Genomic DNA, 23,633 nt, shown 5'->3' on the forward strand with positions numbered 1-23,633 from the left:
TATGAGTTGAAACTCTACTGAAAAAAGGGTTAAAAAAACATAATCAAAAAAATGTTGATAACTCATGCTAGGTAAATAAAAATTTATATATTTGCAGGCTCAAAATAGATGTGATTATGAAGCTGTTGAAAGAGTTTACAATTCCATTTGTAGGATTAAAAATAGGGAAACATCATTTTGAGTATGCGATAAAGCAAGCGTTCTTTGAACATTTTGAGTATGAAGATTTTAATGATGTAAATATTAATGTTAATCTAGAGTTTGAAAAAAAGAGCACATTATTAGAATTGCACTTTAAAATTACTGGATGGGTTAATATTAATTGCGATATCACAAACGAACCATATAACCAAATAATTGAAAATGATTTTGTTTTGGTGGTGAAGTTTGGCGATGAATATAACGATGAGAATATTGATATTCTTATTGTTCCTCATGGCACTTACGAAGTTAACATACAGCAATATATTTATGAATTATCTGTATTAGCTGTGCCTATTAAAAGAGTGCATCCAGGAATTGAAGATGGTACATTAAACTCAGAAATACTCGAAAAGTTAGAGGCTTTAAGCCCAAAAGAACAAAACGAAAACAAAGAGAAAAAAGAGGAAATTGATCCTCGTTGGAATACATTAAAGAAATTATTAACGGATAAATAAACATATAAAATGGCACATCCTAAAAGAAAAATCTCGAAAACAAGAAGAGATAAGAGAAGAACACATTACAAAGCAACTGCGCCACAGATTGCTACATGCCCAACAACAGGTGAACCACATTTATACCATAGAGCTCACTGGCATGAAGGAAAATTATATTACAGAGGTCAAGTATTAATTGATAATTCTGGAGAAGTAGAAAACGTTGCATAAACTATTATGCATGCATATATAAAACGCTCATTTATGAGCGTTTTTTTTATGAAATGCTTTTTCTACTTAACAAAAACGTGTAATTTGTAAATTATTAAGTGAAAATTTAGTAGTTTTCATGAAATTTTGAACGTTTTTGTCCTATTTTAATCAATTTTTGGTCGAATTAACTATAAAAGTATGAGTAAAATCTCAGCGGCAATAACAGCTGTAGGTGCATATGTGCCAGAGTATGTATTAACCAATCAAATTCTTGAAACAATGGTTGATACTAACGACGAATGGATTACCTCAAGAACAGGAATCAAAGAGCGTCGTATTTTAAAAGAAGATGGTAAAGGAACTTCTTTCCTAGCCATTAAAGCAGCTCAAGACCTTATTAATAAAAGAGGTATAGACCCAAAAGATATAGAGTTGGTAATTGTTGCAACCGCAACACCAGATATGAAGGCAGCTTCAACAGCTTCTTTTACGGCTTCAGAAATTGGAGCAACGAATGCGTTTTCATTCGATATGGATGCCGCATGCTCTAGTTTCCTTTATGGTATGTCTGTTGCTTCAACCTACATCGAGTCCGGACGATACAAAAATGTTTTACTTATAGGAGCAGATAAAATGTCGTCTATCATAAATTATAAAGACAGGGCCACTTGTATTATTTTTGGCGATGGTGCTGGTGCCGTTTTGTTCGAGCCTAATGAAGAAGGATTAGGGTTACAAGATGAATATTTAAGAAGTGACGGTACAGGTAGAGAGTTTTTACAAGCAACTTATGGAGGTTCTTCACATGCTTTAACATCAGAAACTCTTGCACAAGGAGGGCATTACGCGTTTCAAGAAGGGCGAACAGTTTTTAAAAATGCCGTTTTTAATATGGCAGATGCGACAGTTAAAATTTTAGAACGAAATAATCTTACCAAAGATTCTGTAGATTGGTTGGCAGCACATCAAGCTAATAAGCGAATTATTGATGCAACTGCACAGCGAATAGATTTAGACGAGAAAAAAGTAATGATAAACATTCACAAGTACGGAAACACGACTTCTGCGACGTTACCATTGCTATTACACGATTACGAATCACAACTTAAAAAAGGAGACAATATTATTTTTGCTGCCTTTGGAGGCGGATTCAATTGGGGTGCTATTTATTTAAAATGGGCTTATAATTCAAAAAACTAACCACTAACTAATTAGTATAATTATGGATATCAAAGAGATTCAAAACTTAATTAAGTTTGTTGCCAAATCTGGCGCCAGCGAGGTTAAATTAGAAATGGATGATATTAAAATCACCATTAAAACAGGGTCAGATTCAGATACAACTATTGTGCATCAGGTTCCTGCTCAAATGCCGCAACAAGTCATTGCAGCTCCTGCAGCTGAAACTCCTGCAGCTCCTGCGGCAGCCTCAGAACCTGGGGCTCCTGCAGCTTCAGACGACTCAAAATACATTACAATCAAATCACCAATCATTGGTACATTTTATAGAAAACCTTCTCCAGATAAACCTTTATTTGTTGAGGTAGGACAAACCATTGCTGAAGGCGATGTATTATGTATTATTGAAGCAATGAAACTTTTCAATGAAATTGAATCTGAAGTTTCAGGGAAAATTGTAAAGATTTTGGTAGACGATTCTTCTCCAGTAGAGTTCGATCAACCATTATTTTTAGTCGATCCATCATAACCTATTAAAGATTCCAATAAACAAATCTCAAAATCCAATATTTGGAATTTGGCGATTGGAATTTGTAATTTTTAATTCAAGAAGTTATGTTTAAAAAAATATTGATTGCCAATAGAGGGGAAATAGCACTTCGTGTTATTAGAACCTGTAAAGAAATGGGTATTAAAACCGTAGCAGTTTATTCTACTGTTGATGCAGAAAGCTTACACGTTAAGTTTGCCGACGAAGCGGTTTGTATAGGCCCTGCTCCAAGTAGCGAGTCTTATTTAAAGATGTCTAACATCATATCAGCTGCAGAAATAACTAATGCAGATGCGATTCACCCAGGATATGGATTTTTATCAGAAAACGCAAAGTTTTCAAAAATTTGTGAAGAACACGGAATAAAATTTATTGGTGCTTCTCCAGAAATGATAGAACGTATGGGCGATAAGGCAAACGCCAAAGCCACTATGAAAGCTGCAGGTGTACCTTGTGTACCTGGAAGCGAAGGGGTTATTAAAGATTTTGCAGAATGCCAAAAAGTAGCTAAAGAAACCGGTTACCCAGTTATGCTTAAAGCATCTGCTGGTGGCGGTGGAAAAGGCATGCGAGGTGTTTTTAAACCCGAAAAATTAAAAGAAGCTTGGGACTCTGCAAGACAAGAAAGTAAGGCAGCTTTCGGTAACGACGATATGTATATGGAAAAGCTTATTGAAGAGCCAAGACATATCGAAATTCAAATAGTAGGCGATTCTACAGGTAGAGCTTGTCATCTTTCAGAGAGAGATTGCTCAATTCAACGTCGTCATCAAAAATTAACAGAAGAAGTGCCATCGCCATTCATGACCGATGCACTGCGTAAAAAAATGGGTAAAGCTGCGGTAAAAGCTGCAGAATATATAAAATACGAAGGTGCTGGAACTATCGAGTTTTTAGTAGATAAGCACCGTAATTTCTACTTCATGGAAATGAATACACGTATTCAAGTAGAGCACCCAATTACTGAGCAAGTTATCGATTTCGATTTAATTCGCGAGCAAATTCTAGTAGCAGCAGGCGTTCCAATTTCAGGTAAAAATTACGAGCCAAAACTACATTCTATCGAGTGTCGTATTAATGCTGAAGACCCTTACAACGGTTTCCGTCCGTCGCCAGGAGTTATTACAACGTTACATGCTCCAGGAGGACACGGTGTGCGTTTAGATACGCATGTTTACGCAGGTTATGCCATTCCACCAAACTACGATTCTATGATTGCTAAGTTAATTACAACGGCGCAAACCAGAGAAGAAGCCATCAATAAAATGAAACGTGCTTTAGATGAGTTTGTTATAGAAGGTATAAAAACAACCATTCCATTCCACAGACAACTTATGGATCATCCAGATTATTTAGCCGGTAATTACACCACTAAATTCATGGAAGACTTTGTTATGGAAAAACCAAACAACGACTAAATTTTAGAAACTCCGGAAGTAATTTCGGAGTTTTTTTGGCGTTACCACATGGGTCGGGCTTTCCATTACTAGTTTTGGCTTGATGCGCGCCTCGCCAAAAGCTAACCATTGCAATCCCTAACGCAGTTCAAAACTTCAATTTAAAATCCTAAATTAGCATCATGAATTGGTCCTACTGGGAAATAAAATCATGGTTATCACAAGTCGATTACTGTGTCGTTGGCAGTGGTATTGTTGGGCTTAGTTGTGCATTTCAATTAAAAGCACAACACCCCAAAGCTAATATCCTTATTCTTGAAAAAGGAGTTTTGCCACAAGGCGCAAGTACAAAAAACGCAGGATTTGCTTGCTTTGGAAGCCTTAGTGAGATACTTGATGATTTAGAAACACATACAGAAGATGAAGTTTATCAACTTATTACAAAACGCATCAACGGATTAAAACTATTAAGAACAACCCTAGGCGACAAAGCAATCGGGTACCAACAATTAGGCGGTTACGAGCTGTTTTTAAATCAAGATAAAGCCTTATTCGATGCTTGTATCTCAAAAAAGGAGGACATTAATAAGTGGCTAAAACCAATTTTTAAAGACTATGTATTCAGTATAAAAGACAATATTTTCAACTTTAAAAAAATAAAAAATAATTACATATTCAATCAATTTGAAGGTCAAATAGATACTGGAAAAATGATGGAAGCATTGCTTGAAAAAGTATATTCAAAAGGCATAAAGATATTAAATAATACTAATGTCGAATATTTTTCAGAAGGGAATAGTGCCGTAAAAATCAAAACCAACCTCTTTGAGTTTTCAGTTTCAAAACTTCTCATAACTACAAATGGTTTTGCATCACAATTAATCAGTCAAGAAGTAAAACCAGCCAGAGCGCAAGTTTTAATCACAAAACCTATAAAAGACTTAAAAATAAAAGGCACATTTCATTTAGATAAGGGCTATTACTATTTTAGAAATATAGACAACAGAATATTGTTTGGAGGTGGCAGAAATCTAGACTTCAAAGGCGAAGAAACCACAGCATTTAACACCACAAAAAACATTCAAAATAAATTAGAATCTATTTTACAAACGACTATTTTACCCGATACACCATTCGAAATAGACCACAGATGGACGGGTATTATGGGCATTGGGGAGCAAAAAAAACCTTTAGTAAAACAACTTAGCAATAATGTATTTTGTGGCGTTCGTTTAGGAGGTATGGGAATTGCCATTGGTAGTTTAGTTGGCAAAGAATTGGCAGAATTAGTAACATGAACGTGAAACAAGAATTATATAATCAGTGTTTAGAATTTGTTGAAAACCGCTTACAATCGGTACAAAACACCATAAACGAAATTCAAGAATCTTTACAATCTGAAACAAAAAGTAGCGCAGGAGATAAGCACGAAACTGGGCGTGCTATGTTACAACTAGAACGCGAAAAAGCAGGAAATCAACTAGCAGAAATCGAAAATACAAAGCAAATTTTATTCAAAGTTAATACTGATAAAAGCATGAGTAAAGTTGGTTTAGGAAGCGTCGTATATACTACAAAAGCCAACTACTATATTGCCATTAGCGCAGGCGAAATTAAAGTGGGAAATGAGAAGTTTTATGCTATTTCTGCAAATGCACCAATTGGGCAACTTTTAGCTGGAAAAACCACTGGTTCTGTTATAACCTTTCGAGAGGAATCGTTTAAAATAACTAATGTTATATAGCTTTTATTTTTTGATAGCTAAACAAATTTCAGTTCCTGGTTTAAGGGATTTAGGATGTTCAAAAAACATGTGTTCTCCATTTAGTTCAGCTTCAATTAAAAAGTAATGCCCTTTATAATAAGCATTTGTAACGGTCATTTTAAGTTCAGAATCGTTTACAACTTCTAACTGGTGCGCATAATAAATCTGATTATTTATCACATTAAACTCACCAAAAAAAGAAGCTACTAATGGTGTTTTAGGATGTTTGTATAATTGCTCCGGAGTATCCTTAACGGCAATTTTATTGTTGTTTAAAACAATCATTTGGTCTGCATAACCAAGCACATCTTCTTTATCGTGTGTTGCTACTATACAAGTAATATGATTGTCTTTTAAATATTTAAAAACGCTCCTGCGAAGACTTTGCTTTTTAAAATTATCGATATGACTAAAAGGCTCGTCAAGCAAAATAATTTCGGGTTGTTTTGCTAAAGCTCGTGCTAATGCTACACGTTGTTTTTGTCCGCCGCTAAGTGTTTTCACTTTGGTTTTGGCAAACTCGGTTAGTTCAACAACTTCTATTAATTCTTGCGTGCGTCGGTGTTTTTCTTCAGGATAAAATCGAGACAAAAACTTTCCTATGTTTTCTTCAACCGTAATAAAAGGCATCAAATCGAATTCTTGCGCTACATATTTCATAAAATCGTAGCCAACAACCAAATTAAATTTCGGACCTAAAATCTCATTATCATTCCAAAAAATATGCCCTTCATCTAAATCATATTCCCCATATAAAACCTTTAGCAAGGTGCTTTTTCCAGATCCACTTTCTCCAATAATGGCAACGTTTTCTCCTTGATTTGCATCAAAGGAAATATTCTTTAAAACAGCAGTTTTTTTATAGGAGAATTTAAGGTTTTTAACGATTAGCATAGGCTAGCAAAAATAGCACGTTGTAAGCATTTAATCGATATTTTAGCCCTTAATTTTTTCATCTAGTTTACTTGGAAGCACTTTAAATCCCATGTTATAAAGTGTAAATCCAAAAACATCAGCATATTGTTCTATGGTTTTACTAACCGGGGTTCCGGCACCATGACCAGCATCCGTTTCAATACGAATTAATGTTGGGTTATTACCTGATTGTTTGCTTTGTAATTCGGCAGCAAATTTAAAGCTATGTGCAGGTACCACTCTGTCATCATGATCGCCAGTTGTAATTAAAGTGGCGGGATATTCTACGCCAGATTTTACGTTGTGTAATGGTGAATAGCCTTTTAAATATTCAAACATATCTTTGCTGTCTTCGGCAGTTCCGTAATCATAAGCCCAACCTGCGCCTGCTGTAAAGGTGTGATATCGTAACATATCTAAAACACCAACTGCTGGTAAAGCTACTTTGGCTAAATCTGGACGTTGTGTCATAGTCGCACCAACCAGTAAACCACCATTAGAGCCTCCTCTTAAAGCCAAATAATCTGAAGAAGTATATTTTTTATCAATAAGATATTCCGCGGCAGCGATAAAATCGTCAAACACATTTTGTTTTTTCATTTTAATTCCCGCATCATGCCATGCTTTACCATATTCGCCACCACCTCGTAAATTGGGTACTGCTAAAATGCCCCCTTGTTCCATCCAAACCGCATTGGTAATACTAAAACTAGGTGTTAAACTAATATTGAAACCACCATAACCATAAAGAATCGTTGGGTTTTTCCCGTTTAACTTTAATTCTTTTTTATAAGTGATAATCATGGGTATTTTTGTCCCATCTTTGGAGTTGTAGAACACCTGATCGCTTACATAATCTTCAGAATTGAAATCTATGGCAGGTTTTCGGTATAACTCAGAAGTGCCTTTTTTAATATCATATTTATAGATATTTCCTGGTGTTTTATAATTGGTGAACGAATAATACAATTCTGTTTCTTCTATTTTTTTTGTTGAAAATCCTCCCGCACTTCCTATTCCTGGCAATTTGACTTCTCTTATTAAATTACCATTATAATCGTATTGTAAAACTTTAGAAACCGCATCTACCATATATTCTGCAAAGAAATATCCACCACCTTTTGATGGAACTAAAACATGTTCGGTTTCAGGAATAAAATCTTCCCAATGTTCTGGAGTAGGGTTTGAAGCATCAACTGTAACAATTTTTTTATTTGGTGCATTTAAATTAGTAACTAAATACAATTTGCTTCCTTGGTTTTCAATAATATACGTATCGCTATCCGTATGATCTAAAATCGTAACCAATTTACTTTCTGGTTTTGTGAGGTCTTTTATAAAAAGCTTGTTGCCAGTAGTTGATATTCGAGGCGATATAATTAAATAACGATCGTCTTGGGTAACCGTACCATATATATAGCGGTGTTTTTCACTTTCGGTTGCACCATAAATTACTTCATCATCATTTTGCGAAGTGCCTAATTTATGATAGTAAACTTTGTGTTGGTCTGTTTTAGCAGATAGCTCACTGCCTTTTGGTTTATCGTAACTTGAATAATAAAAGCCTTCATTTTTATACCAAGACATGCCGCTAAATTTTATATTAACAAGCGTATCTTCGATAATCTTTTTGCTTTCCGCATCCATTATCAATATTTTTCTCCAGTCACTTCCACCTTCAGAAATTGAGTAGGCTAATATTTTTCCATTTTTTGAAAAACTTATACCACCAAGTGATACTGTGCCATCTTCTTTAAACGTATTAGGATCTAAAAATACAGTTGCTTTATCTGGGCTTTCACCAGTTTTGTGGCGATAAATGACATATTGGTTTTGCAAGCCGTCATTTTTATAAAAATAGGTATAATCACCTTCTTTAAATGGCGCCCCAACTTTTTCGTAATTCCAGATTTCGGTTAAACGCTTTTTGAGCTCGTTGCGGTAAGGTATTTGGTCTAGATACCCAAAAGTTGCATTATTTTGTTCTATTACCCACGCTTCTGTTTCTTTACTTCGGTCGTCTTCTAACCAACGGTACGGGTCATTAACGATGATATCAAAGTAAGTATCTACTGAGTCTACTGTTTTGGTTTTTGGGTAATTCACAGAAATAAGATTGTTTTCTTTTTTAAAATTTTTACAAGCTATTAAAATAAAGGAACTTAAGAGAATGAGAATTATTTTTTTCATGATAGTCAAATTATCATTTTTTCAAAAGTAACGACAGTTTAGTTAACTCGCAAAGAAAAGATATTGTATCCCATTTATGCTCGTGTTAAATTAAAGAAGATTTACGTTTAAATTGGTTATCTTTGAGTATAAACGATTGATAATGAGAGCAAAATTTGTATTATTACTTTTAGTTGTGGTTTTTTTGGGTTGTAGTAAGGATAATGACGAAGACATTGTTATAGTTGACTCTCGGACCATTGAAGAAGTTATTGAAGATTTTAAAAACTTAAATATCCAACCTGGAATTAATGATTTTTCTTTGGAATCGATGAATACTGGTGTGTTTTGGAATTTTAGAGTCATTGCACCAACTGATGCCTCAGAAACTAACAAAAGACCTTTGGTGATCGCACTTCATGGTGCTTCAGGTGGAAGTCCTACGGCCCATCAAAACACTAGTTGTTATGTAGAACCAGGGCTGGAAGAATTGAATGCTTATATTATAAGCCCGAATGCAGGCACAGAACAATGGTATAGTATAAATAACCAGATACAAGTTATAAATCTGTTAGAGTTAGCTAAAGCAAATTGGCATGTAGATGCTACTAAGGTATTAGTTACCGGATATAGTAATGGAGGTAACGCGAGTTGGTTGTATACCGATTTTTTTCCTCAATATTTTACTGCGGGTATAGCCATGGCCAGTTCTTATAATTCTAGAAGAGCAGACGGCTCCATTTCTGCAATAGCGGTACCGCTTTATGTTATTCATAGTAATGCAGATGAGCTTTTTCCTGTGGAAATAACACAAGCATTTGTTGAAGACTCACTTAATGCAGGCAGCACTATTGAATTTGTGGTAGTAGACGGATTGTCGCATTATACACCTTGTGATTATGTGTCTTATTTAAAAGAAGGTGTAGCTTGGGTGCAGAATCAAGTTTGGTAGAACCTGAGGTTACTAACGTACTATGCTGAAGTTTCCCTTGTAAATTTTAGAATTTCCTTCTTTATCTTCTATGGTGACGTAAAACCAATAATCTGAAACTGGAAGCACTTCTCCGTTATATGTACCATCCCATTTAGATTCGGGAGAAAGCACAATCAAGAGCTTTCCATATCTATCAAAAATATTCACATCTGACACAGTGTATTTATCAGAATCTAATCCTTTAATACCCCAATGGTCGTTATGCGAATCGTTGTTCGGAGTAAAAAATCTTGGAAATCCTAGTACATAAAATTCACGTTCGGTAATTTCACAATTATTTGAGTTTTGAACGTATAAAGTGTGTTCTCCTGGTTGAACATTATAAAACACATTGGTTTCTTGATACGCACCATTAATATCATTTAAAGCGTAAGTGTTATTAAGGTTTTCAGAAGATAAAACTGTAACGGTTCCGCTATTTACATTAATTTCAATTCCAGTTACACTAGGTGCGAATAAGCGCTCTATAATATAAGTTTTAGTAATTTCACATAGCGTATTCCTGTCAATCACATTTACCGAAATGGTTTGTGGAAAATAGATGAGTTTGCTATTACTAATCTCGCCGGAACTCCATAAATAATTATAATTATTGGTCTCATTATTTGGTATAGAAGACTCTATAATAATAGGAAAATCATTTTCGCAAAGCTTTAATGTTTCTTCTTGACTGTCAATAGGAGGAAGAGGATTAGTGGTTAAGTTGAATGAACCTGAACCATAGCATATTCCATTTAGCGAAGCATAAAAGTAAAGTAAATTATCTGAAGACTCATAATTTCCGTTTACGGTATTGGATTTTAAAATGGCGTCTTCCAATGAGCTAAAAAATTGTATATCCACGTTATTGGGTAATCCATTTAGCGATCTTATACTTTCTATTTGAGCGTCTAAATCAAATAAAGCCATGTTGGTTTCGCTACAGCCTTGTACATCGATTGCGTTAAGATTTTGTCCTGAATTGGCACCCAGTTGTAATTGTCCTAAAACATAACAATCTGAATTCTTTCTGTACACTTTTGCGGTTAAAATTTGGTTTGGGGTGGTGTTATAGTAAAAAACTGGTAAACTATTCTCGTTTAGAATATCGGTAGTAGCATCGTTATCATTTAAATAGAAATAAACCTCGTAATCTGCTGCAAAACCAGTAATTAAATCGGTTATACTTTCTTCTAGATTAAAGGTTGTTAACCCGTCATTTGAGTCATTATCAAAAGTATCACACGTCGTTAAAAAAGTTGGAGAATTAACTGTTGGAGGCGCTGTAAAAGACACATCGGCTTTACCAATTAATAGGGTGTTACATTCATCGTTGGTGGTAATTTTTAAAGTATACGTTCCTGGAGTGTTATCACCTAATGTGTTTACCGTTAATTGATGTGCAGGTATTGGCGTAGGGAGGTTTACTACAACATTACCATCACTATAAGACCATTGGTAAATTGCACCTTGAATATCTTCACCTTCAAGTGTATAACTATCACCTAAACAAAGTTCTAAATCGCTACTGGTTACAGAGACCTCTTCATTGGGGTTGACTATGTTTATTTCATTTTCGTAAAAAAAGGATTGAATAAAAGGAGGCAACCCTTGCATCACATAATTATCAGCACCAAAAAAGATGTAATCTTCCTCGAAATCACAGAGTACGCCGTCAAGCTCAGGGTAATTAATAACATCAATGTAATTACTGCCAATAAGATAAGTTTCGGGGATAGTCACATAAATTTTAAGATCTGGCCCAAGTTGCAAAGCACCTCTAAATGCTGGTTGTTCTTGATGAATAATGATACCTGAATTTTTAATGCTAGCGGCTGTCAAATCAAACTGGTATAACTTATATTGTTCGTTATTTATAGTTGATGCATAAAGTTTGTTGGTTTTTGATGAAAACTCAATTCCATAAACTTGAGTATTTCTATCGAACAATGTGATGTTATTCTCAATTACTTCACCCGTATCATTATTGAAATCATAAAGGTAAAGCCCGTTATCACTTCCATTAATACCTTGATGTGCTGCAACTATTTTTTTTCCATTAGGTGAAGCTTTTAAGTATCCTCTTGATAATCTTGAAGCTGTAAAATTTACTTCGGATATAACAGGCGTTAAGCTAACCCCATTGCCATCGATTTTATAGGCATAAAACTTGTTTCTAACTAATGAAATAACCCAAACCGTATTACAGGTATTTCCATATACTGCTGTAATTTTTTCAGACCAATCAAATCCGTTATCGTCTCCAGACAAATCAACTGAAGCAACAGTAACATCACCAAACCCATTATTGAGTGTCATGTCTATGGTATAATAATGATAACCGGTAGGAATTTGAGTAGAGCCAACCGTAAATAGATAGAATAGATGACTTTGAGTAGGATGAGGTACAATTATAGCAGATTGTGTGCTAGATTCATCTCCAAGCAGACCTGTTCCATTCGGCATGATTTGATGGTTTCTAGACCATACTGTAGAGCCATCAGAATAAAATAAAAGATTACCAGAACTATCTGAAATAGAAGCACAACCCTCTAAAGTGTTTAGCTCACCATATTGAACGACGGGTTTGGTAAATCCATCAAATTTTAATCCAACCTTAGAACCAAAGAACCAATTGTTTGCCTCATTTTGTGCCTGAGCTACAAAAGTGGTAAATACAATGCATATGATAACAAGATGGCGCATTAACAATTCGTTTAAGGAGGAAATAGAATAGCCTTAAATATACAAAAAAGCTATTTGATTGTTTTGTTTAGCCCTCGTGTTAACATTTCAAAAAAAAACTCCTACGTTAAAAACGCAGGAGTTTTTTATTTGATCTTAGAGTTTATAATCTAAACTAATTTGTTTTCAATTAAGTACTCCGCAATTTGAATCGTATTAGTTGCAGCGCCTTTACGTAAGTTGTCTGCTACAATCCACATGTTTAACGTATTGGGTTGTGTTTCATCTCTTCTTATTCTACCAACAAAAACGTCGTCTTTTTCATGAGCGAAAATAGGCATTGGATACGTATTGGTATCGGTGTTATCTTGAACAACAACTCCTGGAGTTTCATGAAGTAATTTACGAACGTCAGCTAAATCAAAATCATTTTCAAACTCCACATTTACAGATTCTGAATGCCCACCAGCTGTTGGAATTCTAACGGCTGTTGCGGAAACAGAGAATGTTCTGTCATTCATTATTTTTTGAGGTTCTCTGGCTAATTTCATTTCCTCTTTAGTATACCCATTTTCTTCAAAAACGTCACAATGTGGTAATGCATTTCTTCCAATTGGATAAGGATATGCCATTTCGCCTTCAACTCCCGCAATTTCATTTTCTAATTGACGTACAGCCTTTACACCAGTTCCAGAAACCGATTGGTATGTTGATACCACAACACGTTTCATTTTGTATTTTTTATGAAGCGGGTTTAAAGCCATTACCAATTGAATTGTAGAACAATTAGGGTTGGCTATAATTTTATCATCTTTAGTTAATTCATTGGCGTTTATTTCTGGAACGACTAGTTTTTTTGTTGGGTCCATTCTCCAAGCAGAAGAATTATCAACTACTGTTGTACCAGCCTCAGCAAATTTAGGAGCCCATTCTAACGATGTACTTCCACCTGCAGAAAATAGGGCAATATCTGGTTTCATAGAAACTGCTGTTTCTAGTCCAACTACTTTATAATCTGTTCCTTTGTATGTTATGGTTTTTCCAACAGATCTTTCTGATGCTACAGGAATTAATTCTGTAACAGGGAAATTACGTTCTGCAAGAACTTTTAACATCACTTCACCAACCATACCAGTGGCGCCTACAACAGCTACTTTCATTTTTCTAACTTTTAATAAATTTTGTGACGACAAAACTAAGTATTAATTCCATTTTAAAATCTAAAAAAAGCCCTCATTTTTCAAAAACGAGGGCTTTTTAACAACAAATAACAGGTTGTTATTTATTTAACAGATTGTTATTTTTTAAGCAAATCTCTTATCTCAGCGAGTAAATCTTCTTGAGAAGGTCCTGCAGGTTCAGCTGGTGCTTCTTCTACTGGTTTTTTAGTTTTGTTGTAAGCTTTAACAATTAAGAACATCACTAAACCTACAATTATTAAATTAACAATCGTGTTAACCCAAGAACCCCACATAATGGCATTTTCTGGTGTAGTAATGGCTCCTTCTGCATTAACAATAGCCTCATCTAAGACTATTTTTAATTGTGCAAAGTCCATACCTCCAGAGAAGTGGCCTACTACAGGCATTACAATATTGTCAACAAAACCTTTAACAACAGCTCCAATAGCTCCTGCCATTATCACTGCAACGGCAAATTCCACAACGTTACCCGTCATGATAAAATCTTTAAACTCTTTTAACATTTTAATTTGATTTAATGGTTATATTAGTTAGACCAAGATAATTAAAAAAGTCACAAAATAGAAATTATAGCATAAAACCAGTTAAAAATCAACGAACTATAGTTGCTTTTTTATTGTGTAAAAATTCTTTTAACCCTCTGAGACACAGCCGTAATAAGTTCGTATGAAATAGTTTCAGCGGTAATAGCTAGGTTTTCCGCGGTTGTATTTTTGCCAAAAACAATAACTTCATCACCTTCATTACAATCAATATTTGAAACATCTACCATAATCATATCCATACAAACATTTCCAACAATGGGTGCTTTCTGTCCATTTATAGTTACAAACCCTTTGCCTTTTCCATATTGCCTTCCAATGCCATCAGCATGACCAATTGGCAAAGTGGCTGTTTTTAGCACCGTATCACTTTTAAAGGCACGATTATAACCTACAGATTCGCCTTTTTTTACTGTATGAATTTGGGAAATAATGGTCTTTAAAGTGCCAATGGGTTTAAAATTTTTATTTTCTTTTTCTGAATTCCCAAAGCCATACAAACCAATGCCGCTCCTTACCATATCAAAGTGGGCTTCAGGATAATTTAATATACCAGATGTATTACACATATGAAGCCATGGTTTATAACCGATGCCTTTCTCAAAACTTTTGGCAATCTCTTTGAATGTTAATATTTGACTTATTGTAAAATCTTTTTCATTTAAATCTTCACTGGCCGCTAAATGTGAAAACATTGATTTTGTTTTCACCACTTTGGTGTTTTTCAATTTTGAAACAATTCCATCAGTTTCATTTTGAGAAAACCCTAACCGGTTTAAACCCGTGTTGAATTTAATATGAATAGGATAATTGGTTTGATTTTCCTTGGAAGCCACATCAATAAACTCATTTAAAATTTTAGCACTATAAATACTAGGCTCTAAACAGTGTTCAATAAGAACTTTAAAATTTACAGTTTGCGGATGCAAAACTAAAATGGGTTTAGTAATACCAGCTTCTCTCAGTTCAACACCTTCATTAGTGTAGGCCACAGCAAAATAATCGGCATTTAATTCTTGTAAAAATTGTGCAATTTTATGGGCATCACTTCCATAGGCAAACGCCTTTACAACTGCTAAAAATTTAGTATTAGATTGTAATTTAGATTTGAGATATTCAAAATTATGCTTCAATGCTTGTAAGTCAATTTCAAGCACCGTTTGTTGTGCTTTAGGCATTGGAGTCTTTTGGCTTATTAATAATTTCTTCGGCTTCATTTACCTTCATATTTCTAACCTTATCACGTAGCATCGCCTTATAATAAGCGGCTCTACTTAATGGCTCGTATTCATTAACCTCACCAAGTAATACTAAGTTGTCATTTTGATTTTTTCTATAACTATATTGCGCTAGATTTCCAGTTCTGGTGCAAACGGCATGAACTTTAGTAACATATTCTGCCGTGGCCATTAAATTGGGCATGGGGCCAAAAGGATTGCCTTTAAAATCCATATCTAAGCCAGCTACAATAACACGCACTCCTTTATTTGCTAAATCGTTACAAACTCGAACAATTTCATCATCAAAAAACTGAGCTTCATCAATACCAACAACATCACACCCATCGGCCAAAATAGGAATGTTAGCGGCTGCAGGTACAGGTGTAGAGCGTATTTCGTTAGCATCATGAGAAACAACCATATCCTCATCATAACGCACGTCTATGGCAGGTTTAAAAATCTCAACTTTCTGTCTTGCGAATTGCGCACGCTTAAGCCTACGGATTAATTCTTCGGTTTTTCCAGAGAACATGGAACCACAGATAACTTCAATCCATCCAAATTGTTCTTTATGATTTACTGTATTTTCAAGAAACATTTCGTAATTTTAACACTAAAAGAAAGCAATTTATCGTTTGTATAAAGGTGACGCAAATTTATTAAAAATCAAAAAGCTAAAGTGCATTAATTAAAAATTTATAAACAATGAAGAAGAAGCTAGAATCTGAACTTGTCAGTATCGCACATAGAATTCTCAAATTGAAAGGGAAAGAAGATGTCATAAAAATGCATGCTGAAGTTACTGCGCTTTACGAAAAACTTTCTGTGCTCAAATTTGCACACGAAAATTTTGATGGCGACTTGCCTACAATTGGCAACGACTCGTCGTTTTTTGGTATGCTTGACACCGCTTTTAACAACAAAATTAGCGACAATATAGAGGTTGAAGACAAAATATACATAAATCTTGACGATGTTGAAGACGATGCCATAATGGAACCTGTTATGAATAAAATTAAAGATATGGTAGAGTTTATGCCAGATGAATCTGAACAGATAGAAACCGTATTTGAAGAAGCCATACCTAAAACCCCAATAAAAAGGCACGACCTAGAAGATATTACTGCTGGATTTGAGGAAACACCCATTTTCGAGCCTATTACAAAAACCCAAAATGGCGTTTCAAACGGTAAAAAATCTTTAAACGATACGCTTAAAAATGGTGGTTTTAAAATTGGGTTAAATGATAAAATTGCCTTTATCAAGCACCTTTTTAATGGCGAAACCGAAGATTATAACAGAGTTTTATCGCAACTTAACACCATTACTACCTATAACGAAGCAAAACATTTTATTGAAACTATCGTAAAACCAGATTATAACAATTGGGAAGGAAAAGAAGAATTCGAAGAGCGATTTTTAGAAATTATAGAAGCTAAGTTTAATTAAAACTATGGTGTTACCGCGCAAAAAAAGCGCGGTCGTGCTTTTTGTTCATAGTTTTGGCTCGATGCGCGCCTTGCCAAAAGCTAACCACGGCAATCACTAACACATATGAGTAAATTATTTATCGTTCCAACTCCCATTGGAAATTTAAAGGACATCACCTTTAGAGCCATAGAAGTACTAAAAGAAGTCGATTTAATTTTAGCAGAAGATACCAGAACTTCAGGGAAATTATTAAAGCATTATGAAATTTCAACGCACATGCAATCGCATCATATGCACAATGAGCATAAAACGGTTGAAAATATCCTTCAGAGAATAAAAAGTGGTACTTCGGTTGCCCTCATCAGCGATGCAGGAACACCGGCTATTTCAGATCCTGGTTTTTTACTTTCTCGTGCCTGTATAGAAAATGGAATAGATATAGAATGTTTACCAGGAGCAACAGCTTTTGTGCCGGCATTGGTAAACTCTGGCTTACCAAATGATAAGTTTGTTTTTGAAGGCTTTTTACCCGTAAAAAAAGGACGCCAAACCCAACTATTATTATTAGCCGAAGAAACCAGAACCATGATATTTTACGAAAGCCCTCATAAACTGGTAAAAACCTTAGGTCATTTTTGTGAATATTTTGGCGAAGACCGTCCCGTTTCTGTATCACGTGAATTAACCAAGCTTTTCGAAGAAACCATTCGCGGAAGCGCTAAAGAAGTTTTAGAATATTATACAAACAAACCACCAAAAGGTGAGATTGTTGTGGTTGTTGGCGGAAAAAGCAAATAGAATTTAACATAAAATGAATATTACATCTTTCAAGAAAAAATTAAAAGAAAGTCCCGAACAAATTGAGTTTTCTGAAACCATGAATGTTATAGAAACCAACTACAGTTTTAACCCCACAGCTTTTAAAAATGGGACTTTAGATAATGCCGTAGGACAAAATTCAGGTTCTTGTCAATTGTTTGCATTCGCAAAAATACAAGGCTTATCAAAAGAGGAAACATTAGCCTGTTTTGGACAATATTATTATGATGATGTGTTAAAAGACCCAAACGGTAACGGACATCAAAACATCAGAAACTTCATGAAAACCGGTTTTTCTGGATTGAGTTTTAAGGGAGAACCATTGGTGGAAAAATAAACAAATCGATATCATCTAAAACGCGATTCAGAATCTTACATCACATGCAAGATTTACTCAACCAAATAAAACAATGCACCATTTGTAAATCGCATTTGGCTTTAGGTCCGCGACCTGTAGTTACAGCACATCCTGAAGCTAAAATCGTTATTATAGGACAAGCACCAGGTACAAAAGTACATGCTTCTGGAGTTCCTTGGGACGATGCTAGCGGCAAACAATTGCGTAAATGGCTCAATGTGTCTGAAGAAGATTTTTACGATGAAACCAAGTTCGCCATTATCCCCATGGGTTTTTGCTACCCAGGAAAAGGTAAAACAGGCGATTTACCACCACGACCAGAATGTGCACCACAATGGCATAAACCTTTATTTGATGAACTAAAAAATGTGGAGTTGGTTATTTTAATAGGCATGTATGCTCAAAAGTATTATTTGGAAAAAAATGCTAAAAAAACATTGACAGAAACAGTTGATAATTTTCAAGAATATTTACCTCAATATCTGCCTTTACCACACCCAAGTCCACGAAATAGGTTTTGGTTGACTAAAAACCCTTGGTTTGAGGTTGAGGTGTTGCCGGTGTTGAGGGAAAGAATCAAAAAAATGATTTAACTAAACATTATTATGTATTGGAATAATAAACACCTTGATGATTCATAAAAGTACCATCCTTTTTATTTAAATCTAATGCTCCACCATTATAATTTGTTGCTGGTAAACCGAGTTCGTGGTAAATACAAGCTGTAGCGGCAAAGTCCCAAATACTGCCTCCTCCAACTTCTTTTTTTGGGAGTTTTAAAAAACATGCAGGTCCGTTATCTAAAACAAAAATAGCATTCATTACTGCACCTGCTCCTGAGATTTCTTTAATTCCTTTTAATCCCAAGTTAACTTCATATTTGTTAAGTATTTCTTGTATTTCAAAAAACTTAGGTGTATCTCTTAGTTTTTTATCCGTCAAGTAAGTCAAATAGTCATTCGTGTTTTTAATTATCCAAGGCGTCCTATTTTTATAAACTCCGTTTCTTTTTATGGCATGGTATAATGTTTCCGTACTCGGATCAAACACAACGCCAATTACAGGTGTTCCATCTTTTGCAATTAAAGCAATAGCAACAGAAAACCCAGGTTGTTTATTAATAAATGCTAGTGTACCATCCAATGGGTCTATGCACCAAAAGAAATCTTTTTCAAATCGGCTGCCATCATCTTCCGTTTCTTCTGATAATAAGCCAATATCAAGCGCTTTACAAGTTGGCTTTAAATGGGATAAAATAATACGTTCACATTCACGATCTACTTTTGTTACTACTTGAGAAGCATAATTAGATCCTGCTACTTTTTTCTCCACAATAATGTTTTCATTTATGTGCTTCTGAATGATTTTTCCAGCAGAAAGTGCAGCTTCAATAGCTATATTTGCTAAATGTTGTAAATCCATTACTGTATGTTTTTAATGACTTCAGCAGTTATACGTTCACTATAAGTATTAATTTTCCAATGGCTAGGGCTCCAACCTTTTAAAAAGCGATGAAAATCTGCCCAAGCCACACGATATAAAGGGCGCCATTCATTTTCAAGTGCTTCATTTTTTTTACCAAGAGCTTTATGTAAATGTGTAAAGTAGGTGTCTAATAGTTTTGATTCTAAACGTTCGCAATCACTTTCATTAAGGCAACTTCCAACGAAATAGGCTACATCTTTCATACCACATCCACCGCCTACATATTGAAAATCTACTCCTGCAACTTGTCCATTTTCAGAAAAACAGAAGTTCGCCAATTTAGCATCGCCATGAACAAATGTTTTAAAGTTACAGCTATTCAGTTTTTTGTTAATGGCTACAGCAGCATTTTTCAATGCTTTATCTTGTAAAATCTCTAGTTCTTGCGGTCTAGTTTCCAAATGCCAATAGGTGCCAACTTCCCAAAGCCCGTTTGGAACTTTACCTAAATAACTTGCATGAAATTGTGCCAACCACTCTAAACAAGTTTCTATATCTTGCCATGTTACGTTTTGTTTTCGTAGTGGGAAACCTGCTTTATCTAAGTCTTCAAGTACTATTAATGTTTCGTCATGTTGACTTTCAATAGCAAAACACTTAGGTAAGCGTGCCATACTATTTTTGCTGTACAGCTCATACCAAGTGGTTTCTACTTCGTAAGATTTTAATTTTCTTTGATGACCAATATCTGTATTCCATCCTCGAGGGTGATTATGACGCTTTGGTAATTGCACATGTTTAACAACAACGCTATCTAAAGTAGAATTTTTTAATGCAACACGTATAATTTTACCATAACCACTCCATAATTCCTGAATGACTTCTTTTTCAAATAAAGAAGACGCACCAGTGTTTTGCAGAATAATTGATTTGAAATGCTCGTTCATAGGGTTTCAAAGGTAGGAAAATGTAGTTTTTTAAATGCCTCAATTCTTCAATATGATTTGGTCTAACTTATTTTTTGATACTAAACTAAATCAATAACCTCAAACGGTTTAAGACATGAATTTTTTATTTGAAATCAATCTACAAATAAGTTGATTTAAAAAAAAGGACAAGGCTAAATATTAAAAAAAACCTCCCCATTTCTGGAAAGGTTCAAAAAAATTATTCGTGTTTTCGTGGCTAATAAAAAATCTCGATACACCTCAAGAGATTCCTGCCTTCGCAGGAATTAGATATGCTTCCCTTTCTCCCAACCATGTTTTCCTAAATATTGCTCACCGCTTTCTACTGCACCGTCTTCAATACTTGTTCCCATACTATCATTCCATCTGTTTAAATATCCAAACAAAGAAATTACACCCAACATTTCAACAATTTCACCTTCATCCCAGTATTCGTATAATCGTTTTTTAATGTTTTCATCTACGGCATTTGGCACTTGGCTTGCGGCTAAACTAAAATCTAGCGCAGCACGTTCAGCATCGTTAAAAGCAGGATGTGTTCGGTATTCCCAAATATTATCTAGTTGTTCTTGTTCTGCACCGTAACGCTCTGCCGCACGTATGGCATGTGCCTGACAATATCTGCAGCCCGTAGCATTACTTGACACCCATGCAATCATCCGTTTTAATGCTGATGTGACTCTGCCTTCATTGGCCATAACTGCCTTATTCAAATTAATAAAAGCCTTGCTAATAGCAGGACGACGTTGCATGGTCAATACCGAATTGGGACAAAAACCTAAGGTTTCATTGAAAAACTCAGCGAGTTCCTTGGTTTCTAAATCATGATTGGCAGATAATGGTGTTACTAAAGGCATAGTTGTTTTTTTTGTAGTATTTTTGATACTTATACGAAACATCAGGGCAATTATTCTATCGAGAAATAGTGCCGTTAAAGATGTTTTTGTTTTTCACTTTAATTAAAAAATAATACTACAAGAAACAAAAAATATAACAATGGCAGTAAAGGTTAGTACAAAATGGTTAGGCAATATGAGGTTTGAAAGCACAAATCCGTCAGGGCATAACTTATTTATTGACGCAGGTGAAGAAAATGGAGGTCAAGGCGAAGGTTACCGCCCAAAAGCGTTAATGCTTTCTGGTTTAGCAGGATGTTCTGGGTTAGATGTTGCGGCTTTAATTAAAAAGATGAAGTTAAATGTTGAAGATTTCAATATTGAAATAGAAGCTAATTTAACTGATGAACACCCAAAATATTACGACAAAGTTGCTATGCATTTTCATTTTTTCGGAGATGATTTAAATGAAAAAAAATTACAAAGAGCTGTAGATTTATCCATCGAGAAGTATTGTGGGGTTATGGAAATGTTTCGCCAATTTTCAGAATTAAAAATTGAAACGCACTTTCATAAAAAATAAAAAATCTTCCACTAATTAAGCTAATACAACATAATTTATTAATATCACTCTCTCGATGCGTTGGACACTAAAACCTAAACCTGATAAAGAAAAAATTGAAGGCTTGCAAAAAGCGCTTCAAGTTGATTCGATTACAGCAACACTTTTAGTGCAAAGAGGCATTGAAACTTATAAAGATGCTAAATTATTTTTCAGACCAAGTTTAAAAGATTTACACGATCCGTATCTTATGAAAGATATGGATAAAGCTGTTGCGCGTATTGAACAAGCTATAGCTAATAAAGAAAATATTTTAGTTTATGGTGACTATGATGTTGACGGAACCACTGCCGTTGCGTTAATGTCTTCTTATTTAAAAACAAAGCACAACCTCATTTACACATACATTCCTAATAGATATGATGAGGGTTATGGAATTTCTTATAAAGGCATAAACTTCGCGCTGGAACATGAGTTTTCTCTAATTATTGCGCTTGACTGTGGTATTAAATCAGTTGAAAAAATAGCCCATGCCAAAACATTAGGTATCGATTTTATTATTTGCGATCATCACAGACCTGGTGACACAATACCAGATGCTGTGGCAGTATTGGACCCAAAACAAGAAGATTGTGAATATCCTTATAAAGAATTATGCGGTTGCGGTGTTGGCTTTAAACTAATTCAAGCCTTGGCTTTAAAAGATGGAAAAACTGCCAAAGATTTAACTGAATATTTAGACTTAGTCGCTACTGCTATTGGTGCAGATATTGTTCCAATTGATGGAGAAAATAGAGTGCTAGCTTATTTTGGTTTGAAAGTAATAAACACCAATCCTAGGTCTGGAATAAAAGCCATATTAGATAAGGTTGAAAAAACGAGTTTAACAATTACAGATGTAGTTTTTGTAATAGCCCCAAGAATAAATGCAGCGGGCCGAATGAAGCACGGAAATTATGCTGTTTCGTTATTAACCGAAGAAGAGCCTGATATGGCTGCTAAATATGCGGCAGAAATTAACGACTATAATTTAGACCGACGTGAAACCGATAAACAAATTACCGAAGAGGCTCTAAAACAAATTGAAGAGCACAACGAACAAGACCGTCTTACTACAGTAGTTTACCATAAAGACTGGCATAAAGGTGTGATTGGAATTGTAGCTTCTAGATTAACAGAAACTTATTACAGACCTACTTTAGTTTTTACTAAAAGTGGTGAAAAATTAGCTGCATCTGCACGATCGGTTAGAGATTTTGATATTTATAATGCTTTGGAAGCCTGTAGCGAATATATTGAGCAATTTGGAGGTCATAAATATGCCGCAGGATTAACCCTTGAAGAAAAAAATTATGAGGCTTTTAAACAAGCTTTTGAAGCCGAAGTTTCACGCACTATCGATAGAAATTTACTAATACCTGAAATAAAAATTGATGCTAAAATTGATTTAAAAGATATTACACCTAAATTCTACAGAATTTTAAAGCAATTTGCGCCTTTTGGCCCAAACAACATGACACCTGTTTTTATAAGTGAAAATTTAATAGATACAGGTTATGGTAAATGCGTGGGAGAAGATAAAACACATTTAAGACTTACAGCTACACAACCTGAATCTTCAAGTAGAATGGTAGGCATTGGTTTTGGAATGGGTGACAAATTCACTATGATTTCTGAAGTAAAACCGTTTAGAGCTGTTTATTCTATTGATGAAAATGAATGGAGAGGTAATGTGAGTTTACAGTTAAAATTAAGAGATATTAAAAAACAAAAGTAGCGCTGG

At 34.8% G+C, this 23,633-nt stretch carries 24 protein-coding genes; 14 read left to right on the forward strand and 10 right to left on the reverse strand.

The features are described 5' to 3' along the window. The first annotated feature begins 116 nt into the window (after positions 1-116). The 7 genes from BUA46_RS07355 (at position 117) to BUA46_RS07385 (ending at position 5,724) form a co-directional block, all read left to right on the forward strand. Positions 117-659 carry a YceD family protein gene (locus BUA46_RS07355; protein WP_019386906.1) on the forward strand — a complete coding sequence of 181 codons (543 nt, stop codon included), beginning with the start codon at positions 117-119 and terminating at the stop codon, positions 657-659. A 9-nt stretch (positions 660-668) separates the two neighbouring features. Further along, a complete protein-coding gene (gene rpmF / locus BUA46_RS07360) occupies positions 669-872 on the forward strand; it encodes a 50S ribosomal protein L32 (RefSeq protein WP_019386905.1) in 204 nt (67 codons plus the stop codon). Positions 873-1,052: 180 nt separating this feature from the next. Beyond that, on the forward strand, positions 1,053-2,054 hold the full coding sequence (locus BUA46_RS07365; RefSeq protein ID WP_019386904.1) for a beta-ketoacyl-ACP synthase III: 1,002 nt from the start codon (positions 1,053-1,055) through the stop codon (positions 2,052-2,054). Between the two features lie 22 nt (positions 2,055-2,076). Beyond that, complete coding sequence (gene accB / locus BUA46_RS07370; RefSeq protein WP_019386903.1) at positions 2,077-2,562, forward strand: acetyl-CoA carboxylase biotin carboxyl carrier protein; 486 nt, start codon at positions 2,077-2,079, stop codon at positions 2,560-2,562. Between the two features lie 86 nt (positions 2,563-2,648). Continuing rightward, a complete protein-coding gene (accC, locus tag BUA46_RS07375) occupies positions 2,649-4,001 on the forward strand; it encodes an acetyl-CoA carboxylase biotin carboxylase subunit (RefSeq protein ID WP_019386902.1) in 1,353 nt (450 codons plus the stop codon). 161 nt (positions 4,002-4,162) lie between these two features. Continuing rightward, complete coding sequence (locus tag BUA46_RS07380; RefSeq protein ID WP_019386901.1) at positions 4,163-5,278, forward strand: NAD(P)/FAD-dependent oxidoreductase; 1,116 nt, start codon at positions 4,163-4,165, stop codon at positions 5,276-5,278. After that, positions 5,275-5,724, forward strand: a complete 450-nt coding sequence (locus BUA46_RS07385) for a hypothetical protein (RefSeq protein ID WP_019386900.1) — start codon at positions 5,275-5,277, stop codon at positions 5,722-5,724. The genes BUA46_RS07380 and BUA46_RS07385 overlap by 4 nt, the downstream gene beginning before the upstream one ends. Before the next feature lie 3 nt (positions 5,725-5,727). Here BUA46_RS07385 and BUA46_RS07390 read toward each other — a convergent pair whose 3' ends face one another. Both BUA46_RS07390 and BUA46_RS07395 read right to left on the reverse strand, forming a co-directional pair. After that, positions 5,728-6,639 (reverse strand): ABC transporter ATP-binding protein, encoded by a 912-nt coding sequence (locus BUA46_RS07390; RefSeq protein ID WP_019386899.1) that lies wholly within the window; start codon positions 6,637-6,639, stop codon positions 5,728-5,730. Between the two features lie 42 nt (positions 6,640-6,681). After that, positions 6,682-8,850 (reverse strand): prolyl oligopeptidase family serine peptidase, encoded by a 2,169-nt coding sequence (locus tag BUA46_RS07395; RefSeq protein ID WP_019386898.1) that lies wholly within the window; start codon positions 8,848-8,850, stop codon positions 6,682-6,684. Positions 8,851-8,992: 142 nt separating this feature from the next. On the opposite strand from BUA46_RS07395, the gene BUA46_RS07400 reads away from it, so the two are divergent. Next, positions 8,993-9,781: a carboxylesterase family protein gene (locus BUA46_RS07400; protein WP_019386897.1), complete on the forward strand. Its 789-nt coding sequence runs from the start codon at positions 8,993-8,995 to the stop codon at positions 9,779-9,781. A gap of 12 nt (positions 9,782-9,793) precedes the next feature. On the opposite strand, the gene BUA46_RS07405 is transcribed toward BUA46_RS07400, so the two are convergent. The 5 genes from BUA46_RS07405 to BUA46_RS07425 all read right to left on the reverse strand — a co-directional run bounded on the left by BUA46_RS07405 (position 9,794) and on the right by BUA46_RS07425 (position 16,049). After that, a complete protein-coding gene (locus tag BUA46_RS07405; RefSeq protein ID WP_019386896.1) occupies positions 9,794-12,508 on the reverse strand; it encodes a T9SS type B sorting domain-containing protein in 2,715 nt (904 codons plus the stop codon). Between the two features lie 149 nt (positions 12,509-12,657). Next, complete coding sequence (locus tag BUA46_RS07410; protein ID WP_019386895.1) at positions 12,658-13,647, reverse strand: aspartate-semialdehyde dehydrogenase; 990 nt, start codon at positions 13,645-13,647, stop codon at positions 12,658-12,660. 137 nt (positions 13,648-13,784) lie between these two features. Continuing rightward, positions 13,785-14,192 carry a large conductance mechanosensitive channel protein MscL gene (gene mscL, locus BUA46_RS07415; RefSeq protein WP_019386894.1) on the reverse strand — a complete coding sequence of 136 codons (408 nt, stop codon included), beginning with the start codon at positions 14,190-14,192 and terminating at the stop codon, positions 13,785-13,787. Between the two features lie 110 nt (positions 14,193-14,302). Beyond that, positions 14,303-15,409, reverse strand: coding sequence for an alanine racemase (gene alr, locus BUA46_RS07420; RefSeq protein WP_019386893.1), 1,107 nt, complete (start codon positions 15,407-15,409; stop codon positions 14,303-14,305). After that, positions 15,402-16,049, reverse strand: a complete 648-nt coding sequence (locus tag BUA46_RS07425; RefSeq protein WP_019386892.1) for a thymidine kinase — start codon at positions 16,047-16,049, stop codon at positions 15,402-15,404. The genes alr and BUA46_RS07425 overlap by 8 nt, the downstream gene beginning before the upstream one ends. A 107-nt stretch (positions 16,050-16,156) precedes the next feature. On the opposite strand from BUA46_RS07425, the gene BUA46_RS07430 reads away from it, so the two are divergent. The 4 genes from BUA46_RS07430 (at position 16,157) to BUA46_RS07445 (ending at position 18,652) form a co-directional block, all read left to right on the forward strand. Further along, a complete protein-coding gene (locus BUA46_RS07430; RefSeq protein ID WP_019386891.1) occupies positions 16,157-16,900 on the forward strand; it encodes a DUF8457 domain-containing protein in 744 nt (247 codons plus the stop codon). A 105-nt stretch (positions 16,901-17,005) separates the two neighbouring features. After that, on the forward strand, positions 17,006-17,680 hold the full coding sequence (gene rsmI / locus BUA46_RS07435) for a 16S rRNA (cytidine(1402)-2'-O)-methyltransferase (protein WP_019386890.1): 675 nt from the start codon (positions 17,006-17,008) through the stop codon (positions 17,678-17,680). A gap of 13 nt (positions 17,681-17,693) precedes the next feature. Then, on the forward strand, positions 17,694-18,038 hold the full coding sequence (locus tag BUA46_RS07440) for a HopJ type III effector protein (protein WP_019386889.1): 345 nt from the start codon (positions 17,694-17,696) through the stop codon (positions 18,036-18,038). Between the two features lie 44 nt (positions 18,039-18,082). Next, a complete protein-coding gene (locus BUA46_RS07445; protein ID WP_019386888.1) occupies positions 18,083-18,652 on the forward strand; it encodes a uracil-DNA glycosylase family protein in 570 nt (189 codons plus the stop codon). A gap of 10 nt (positions 18,653-18,662) precedes the next feature. Here BUA46_RS07445 and BUA46_RS07450 read toward each other — a convergent pair whose 3' ends face one another. The 3 genes from BUA46_RS07450 to BUA46_RS07460 form a co-directional block, all read right to left on the reverse strand. Continuing rightward, positions 18,663-19,481, reverse strand: coding sequence for a 3'(2'),5'-bisphosphate nucleotidase CysQ family protein (locus BUA46_RS07450; protein WP_019386887.1), 819 nt, complete (start codon positions 19,479-19,481; stop codon positions 18,663-18,665). Continuing rightward, positions 19,481-20,431 (reverse strand): oxidoreductase family protein, encoded by a 951-nt coding sequence (locus BUA46_RS07455; protein ID WP_019386886.1) that lies wholly within the window; start codon positions 20,429-20,431, stop codon positions 19,481-19,483. The genes BUA46_RS07450 and BUA46_RS07455 overlap by 1 nt, the downstream gene beginning before the upstream one ends. Positions 20,432-20,718: 287 nt before the next feature. Continuing rightward, positions 20,719-21,309, reverse strand: a complete 591-nt coding sequence (locus BUA46_RS07460; protein WP_026009972.1) for a carboxymuconolactone decarboxylase family protein — start codon at positions 21,307-21,309, stop codon at positions 20,719-20,721. Between the two features lie 139 nt (positions 21,310-21,448). Here BUA46_RS07460 and BUA46_RS07465 point away from each other — a divergent pair, with 139 nt between their 5' ends. After that, a complete protein-coding gene (locus BUA46_RS07465; RefSeq protein ID WP_019386884.1) occupies positions 21,449-21,871 on the forward strand; it encodes an OsmC family protein in 423 nt (140 codons plus the stop codon). Positions 21,872-21,926: 55 nt separating this feature from the next. Then, positions 21,927-23,627, forward strand: a complete 1,701-nt coding sequence (gene recJ / locus BUA46_RS07470) for a single-stranded-DNA-specific exonuclease RecJ (protein ID WP_019386883.1) — start codon at positions 21,927-21,929, stop codon at positions 23,625-23,627. The last annotated feature ends 6 nt before the right edge of the window (positions 23,628-23,633 follow it).

This window comes from Algibacter luteus (genome assembly GCF_900141715.1).
Taxonomy (GTDB): Bacteria; Bacteroidota; Bacteroidia; order Flavobacteriales; family Flavobacteriaceae; genus Arenitalea; species Arenitalea lutea.

Excerpts from the sequence above, each read along its gene's own strand:
- BUA46_RS07355 (WP_019386906.1), top strand. The coding sequence starts at position 117 with ATGAAGCTGTTGAAAGAGTTTACAATTCCATTTGTAGGATTAAAAATA.
- rpmF (WP_019386905.1), top strand. The coding sequence starts at position 669 with ATGGCACATCCTAAAAGAAAAATCTCGAAAACAAGAAGAGATAAGAGA.
- BUA46_RS07365 (WP_019386904.1), top strand. The coding sequence starts at position 1,053 with ATGAGTAAAATCTCAGCGGCAATAACAGCTGTAGGTGCATATGTGCCA.
- accB (WP_019386903.1), top strand. The coding sequence starts at position 2,077 with ATGGATATCAAAGAGATTCAAAACTTAATTAAGTTTGTTGCCAAATCT.
- accC (WP_019386902.1), top strand. The coding sequence starts at position 2,649 with ATGTTTAAAAAAATATTGATTGCCAATAGAGGGGAAATAGCACTTCGT.
- BUA46_RS07380 (WP_019386901.1), top strand. The coding sequence starts at position 4,163 with ATGAATTGGTCCTACTGGGAAATAAAATCATGGTTATCACAAGTCGAT.
- BUA46_RS07385 (WP_019386900.1), top strand. The coding sequence starts at position 5,275 with ATGAACGTGAAACAAGAATTATATAATCAGTGTTTAGAATTTGTTGAA.
- BUA46_RS07390 (WP_019386899.1), bottom strand. The coding sequence starts at position 6,639 with ATGCTAATCGTTAAAAACCTTAAATTCTCCTATAAAAAAACTGCTGTT.
- BUA46_RS07395 (WP_019386898.1), bottom strand. The coding sequence starts at position 8,850 with ATGAAAAAAATAATTCTCATTCTCTTAAGTTCCTTTATTTTAATAGCT.
- BUA46_RS07400 (WP_019386897.1), top strand. The coding sequence starts at position 8,993 with ATGAGAGCAAAATTTGTATTATTACTTTTAGTTGTGGTTTTTTTGGGT.
- BUA46_RS07405 (WP_019386896.1), bottom strand. The coding sequence starts at position 12,508 with ATGCGCCATCTTGTTATCATATGCATTGTATTTACCACTTTTGTAGCT.
- BUA46_RS07410 (WP_019386895.1), bottom strand. The coding sequence starts at position 13,647 with ATGAAAGTAGCTGTTGTAGGCGCCACTGGTATGGTTGGTGAAGTGATG.
- mscL (WP_019386894.1), bottom strand. The coding sequence starts at position 14,192 with ATGTTAAAAGAGTTTAAAGATTTTATCATGACGGGTAACGTTGTGGAA.
- alr (WP_019386893.1), bottom strand. The coding sequence starts at position 15,409 with ATGCCTAAAGCACAACAAACGGTGCTTGAAATTGACTTACAAGCATTG.
- BUA46_RS07425 (WP_019386892.1), bottom strand. The coding sequence starts at position 16,049 with ATGTTTCTTGAAAATACAGTAAATCATAAAGAACAATTTGGATGGATT.
- BUA46_RS07430 (WP_019386891.1), top strand. The coding sequence starts at position 16,157 with ATGAAGAAGAAGCTAGAATCTGAACTTGTCAGTATCGCACATAGAATT.
- rsmI (WP_019386890.1), top strand. The coding sequence starts at position 17,006 with ATGAGTAAATTATTTATCGTTCCAACTCCCATTGGAAATTTAAAGGAC.
- BUA46_RS07440 (WP_019386889.1), top strand. The coding sequence starts at position 17,694 with ATGAATATTACATCTTTCAAGAAAAAATTAAAAGAAAGTCCCGAACAA.
- BUA46_RS07445 (WP_019386888.1), top strand. The coding sequence starts at position 18,083 with ATGCAAGATTTACTCAACCAAATAAAACAATGCACCATTTGTAAATCG.
- BUA46_RS07450 (WP_019386887.1), bottom strand. The coding sequence starts at position 19,481 with ATGGATTTACAACATTTAGCAAATATAGCTATTGAAGCTGCACTTTCT.
- BUA46_RS07455 (WP_019386886.1), bottom strand. The coding sequence starts at position 20,431 with ATGAACGAGCATTTCAAATCAATTATTCTGCAAAACACTGGTGCGTCT.
- BUA46_RS07460 (WP_026009972.1), bottom strand. The coding sequence starts at position 21,309 with ATGCCTTTAGTAACACCATTATCTGCCAATCATGATTTAGAAACCAAG.
- BUA46_RS07465 (WP_019386884.1), top strand. The coding sequence starts at position 21,449 with ATGGCAGTAAAGGTTAGTACAAAATGGTTAGGCAATATGAGGTTTGAA.
- recJ (WP_019386883.1), top strand. The coding sequence starts at position 21,927 with ATGCGTTGGACACTAAAACCTAAACCTGATAAAGAAAAAATTGAAGGC.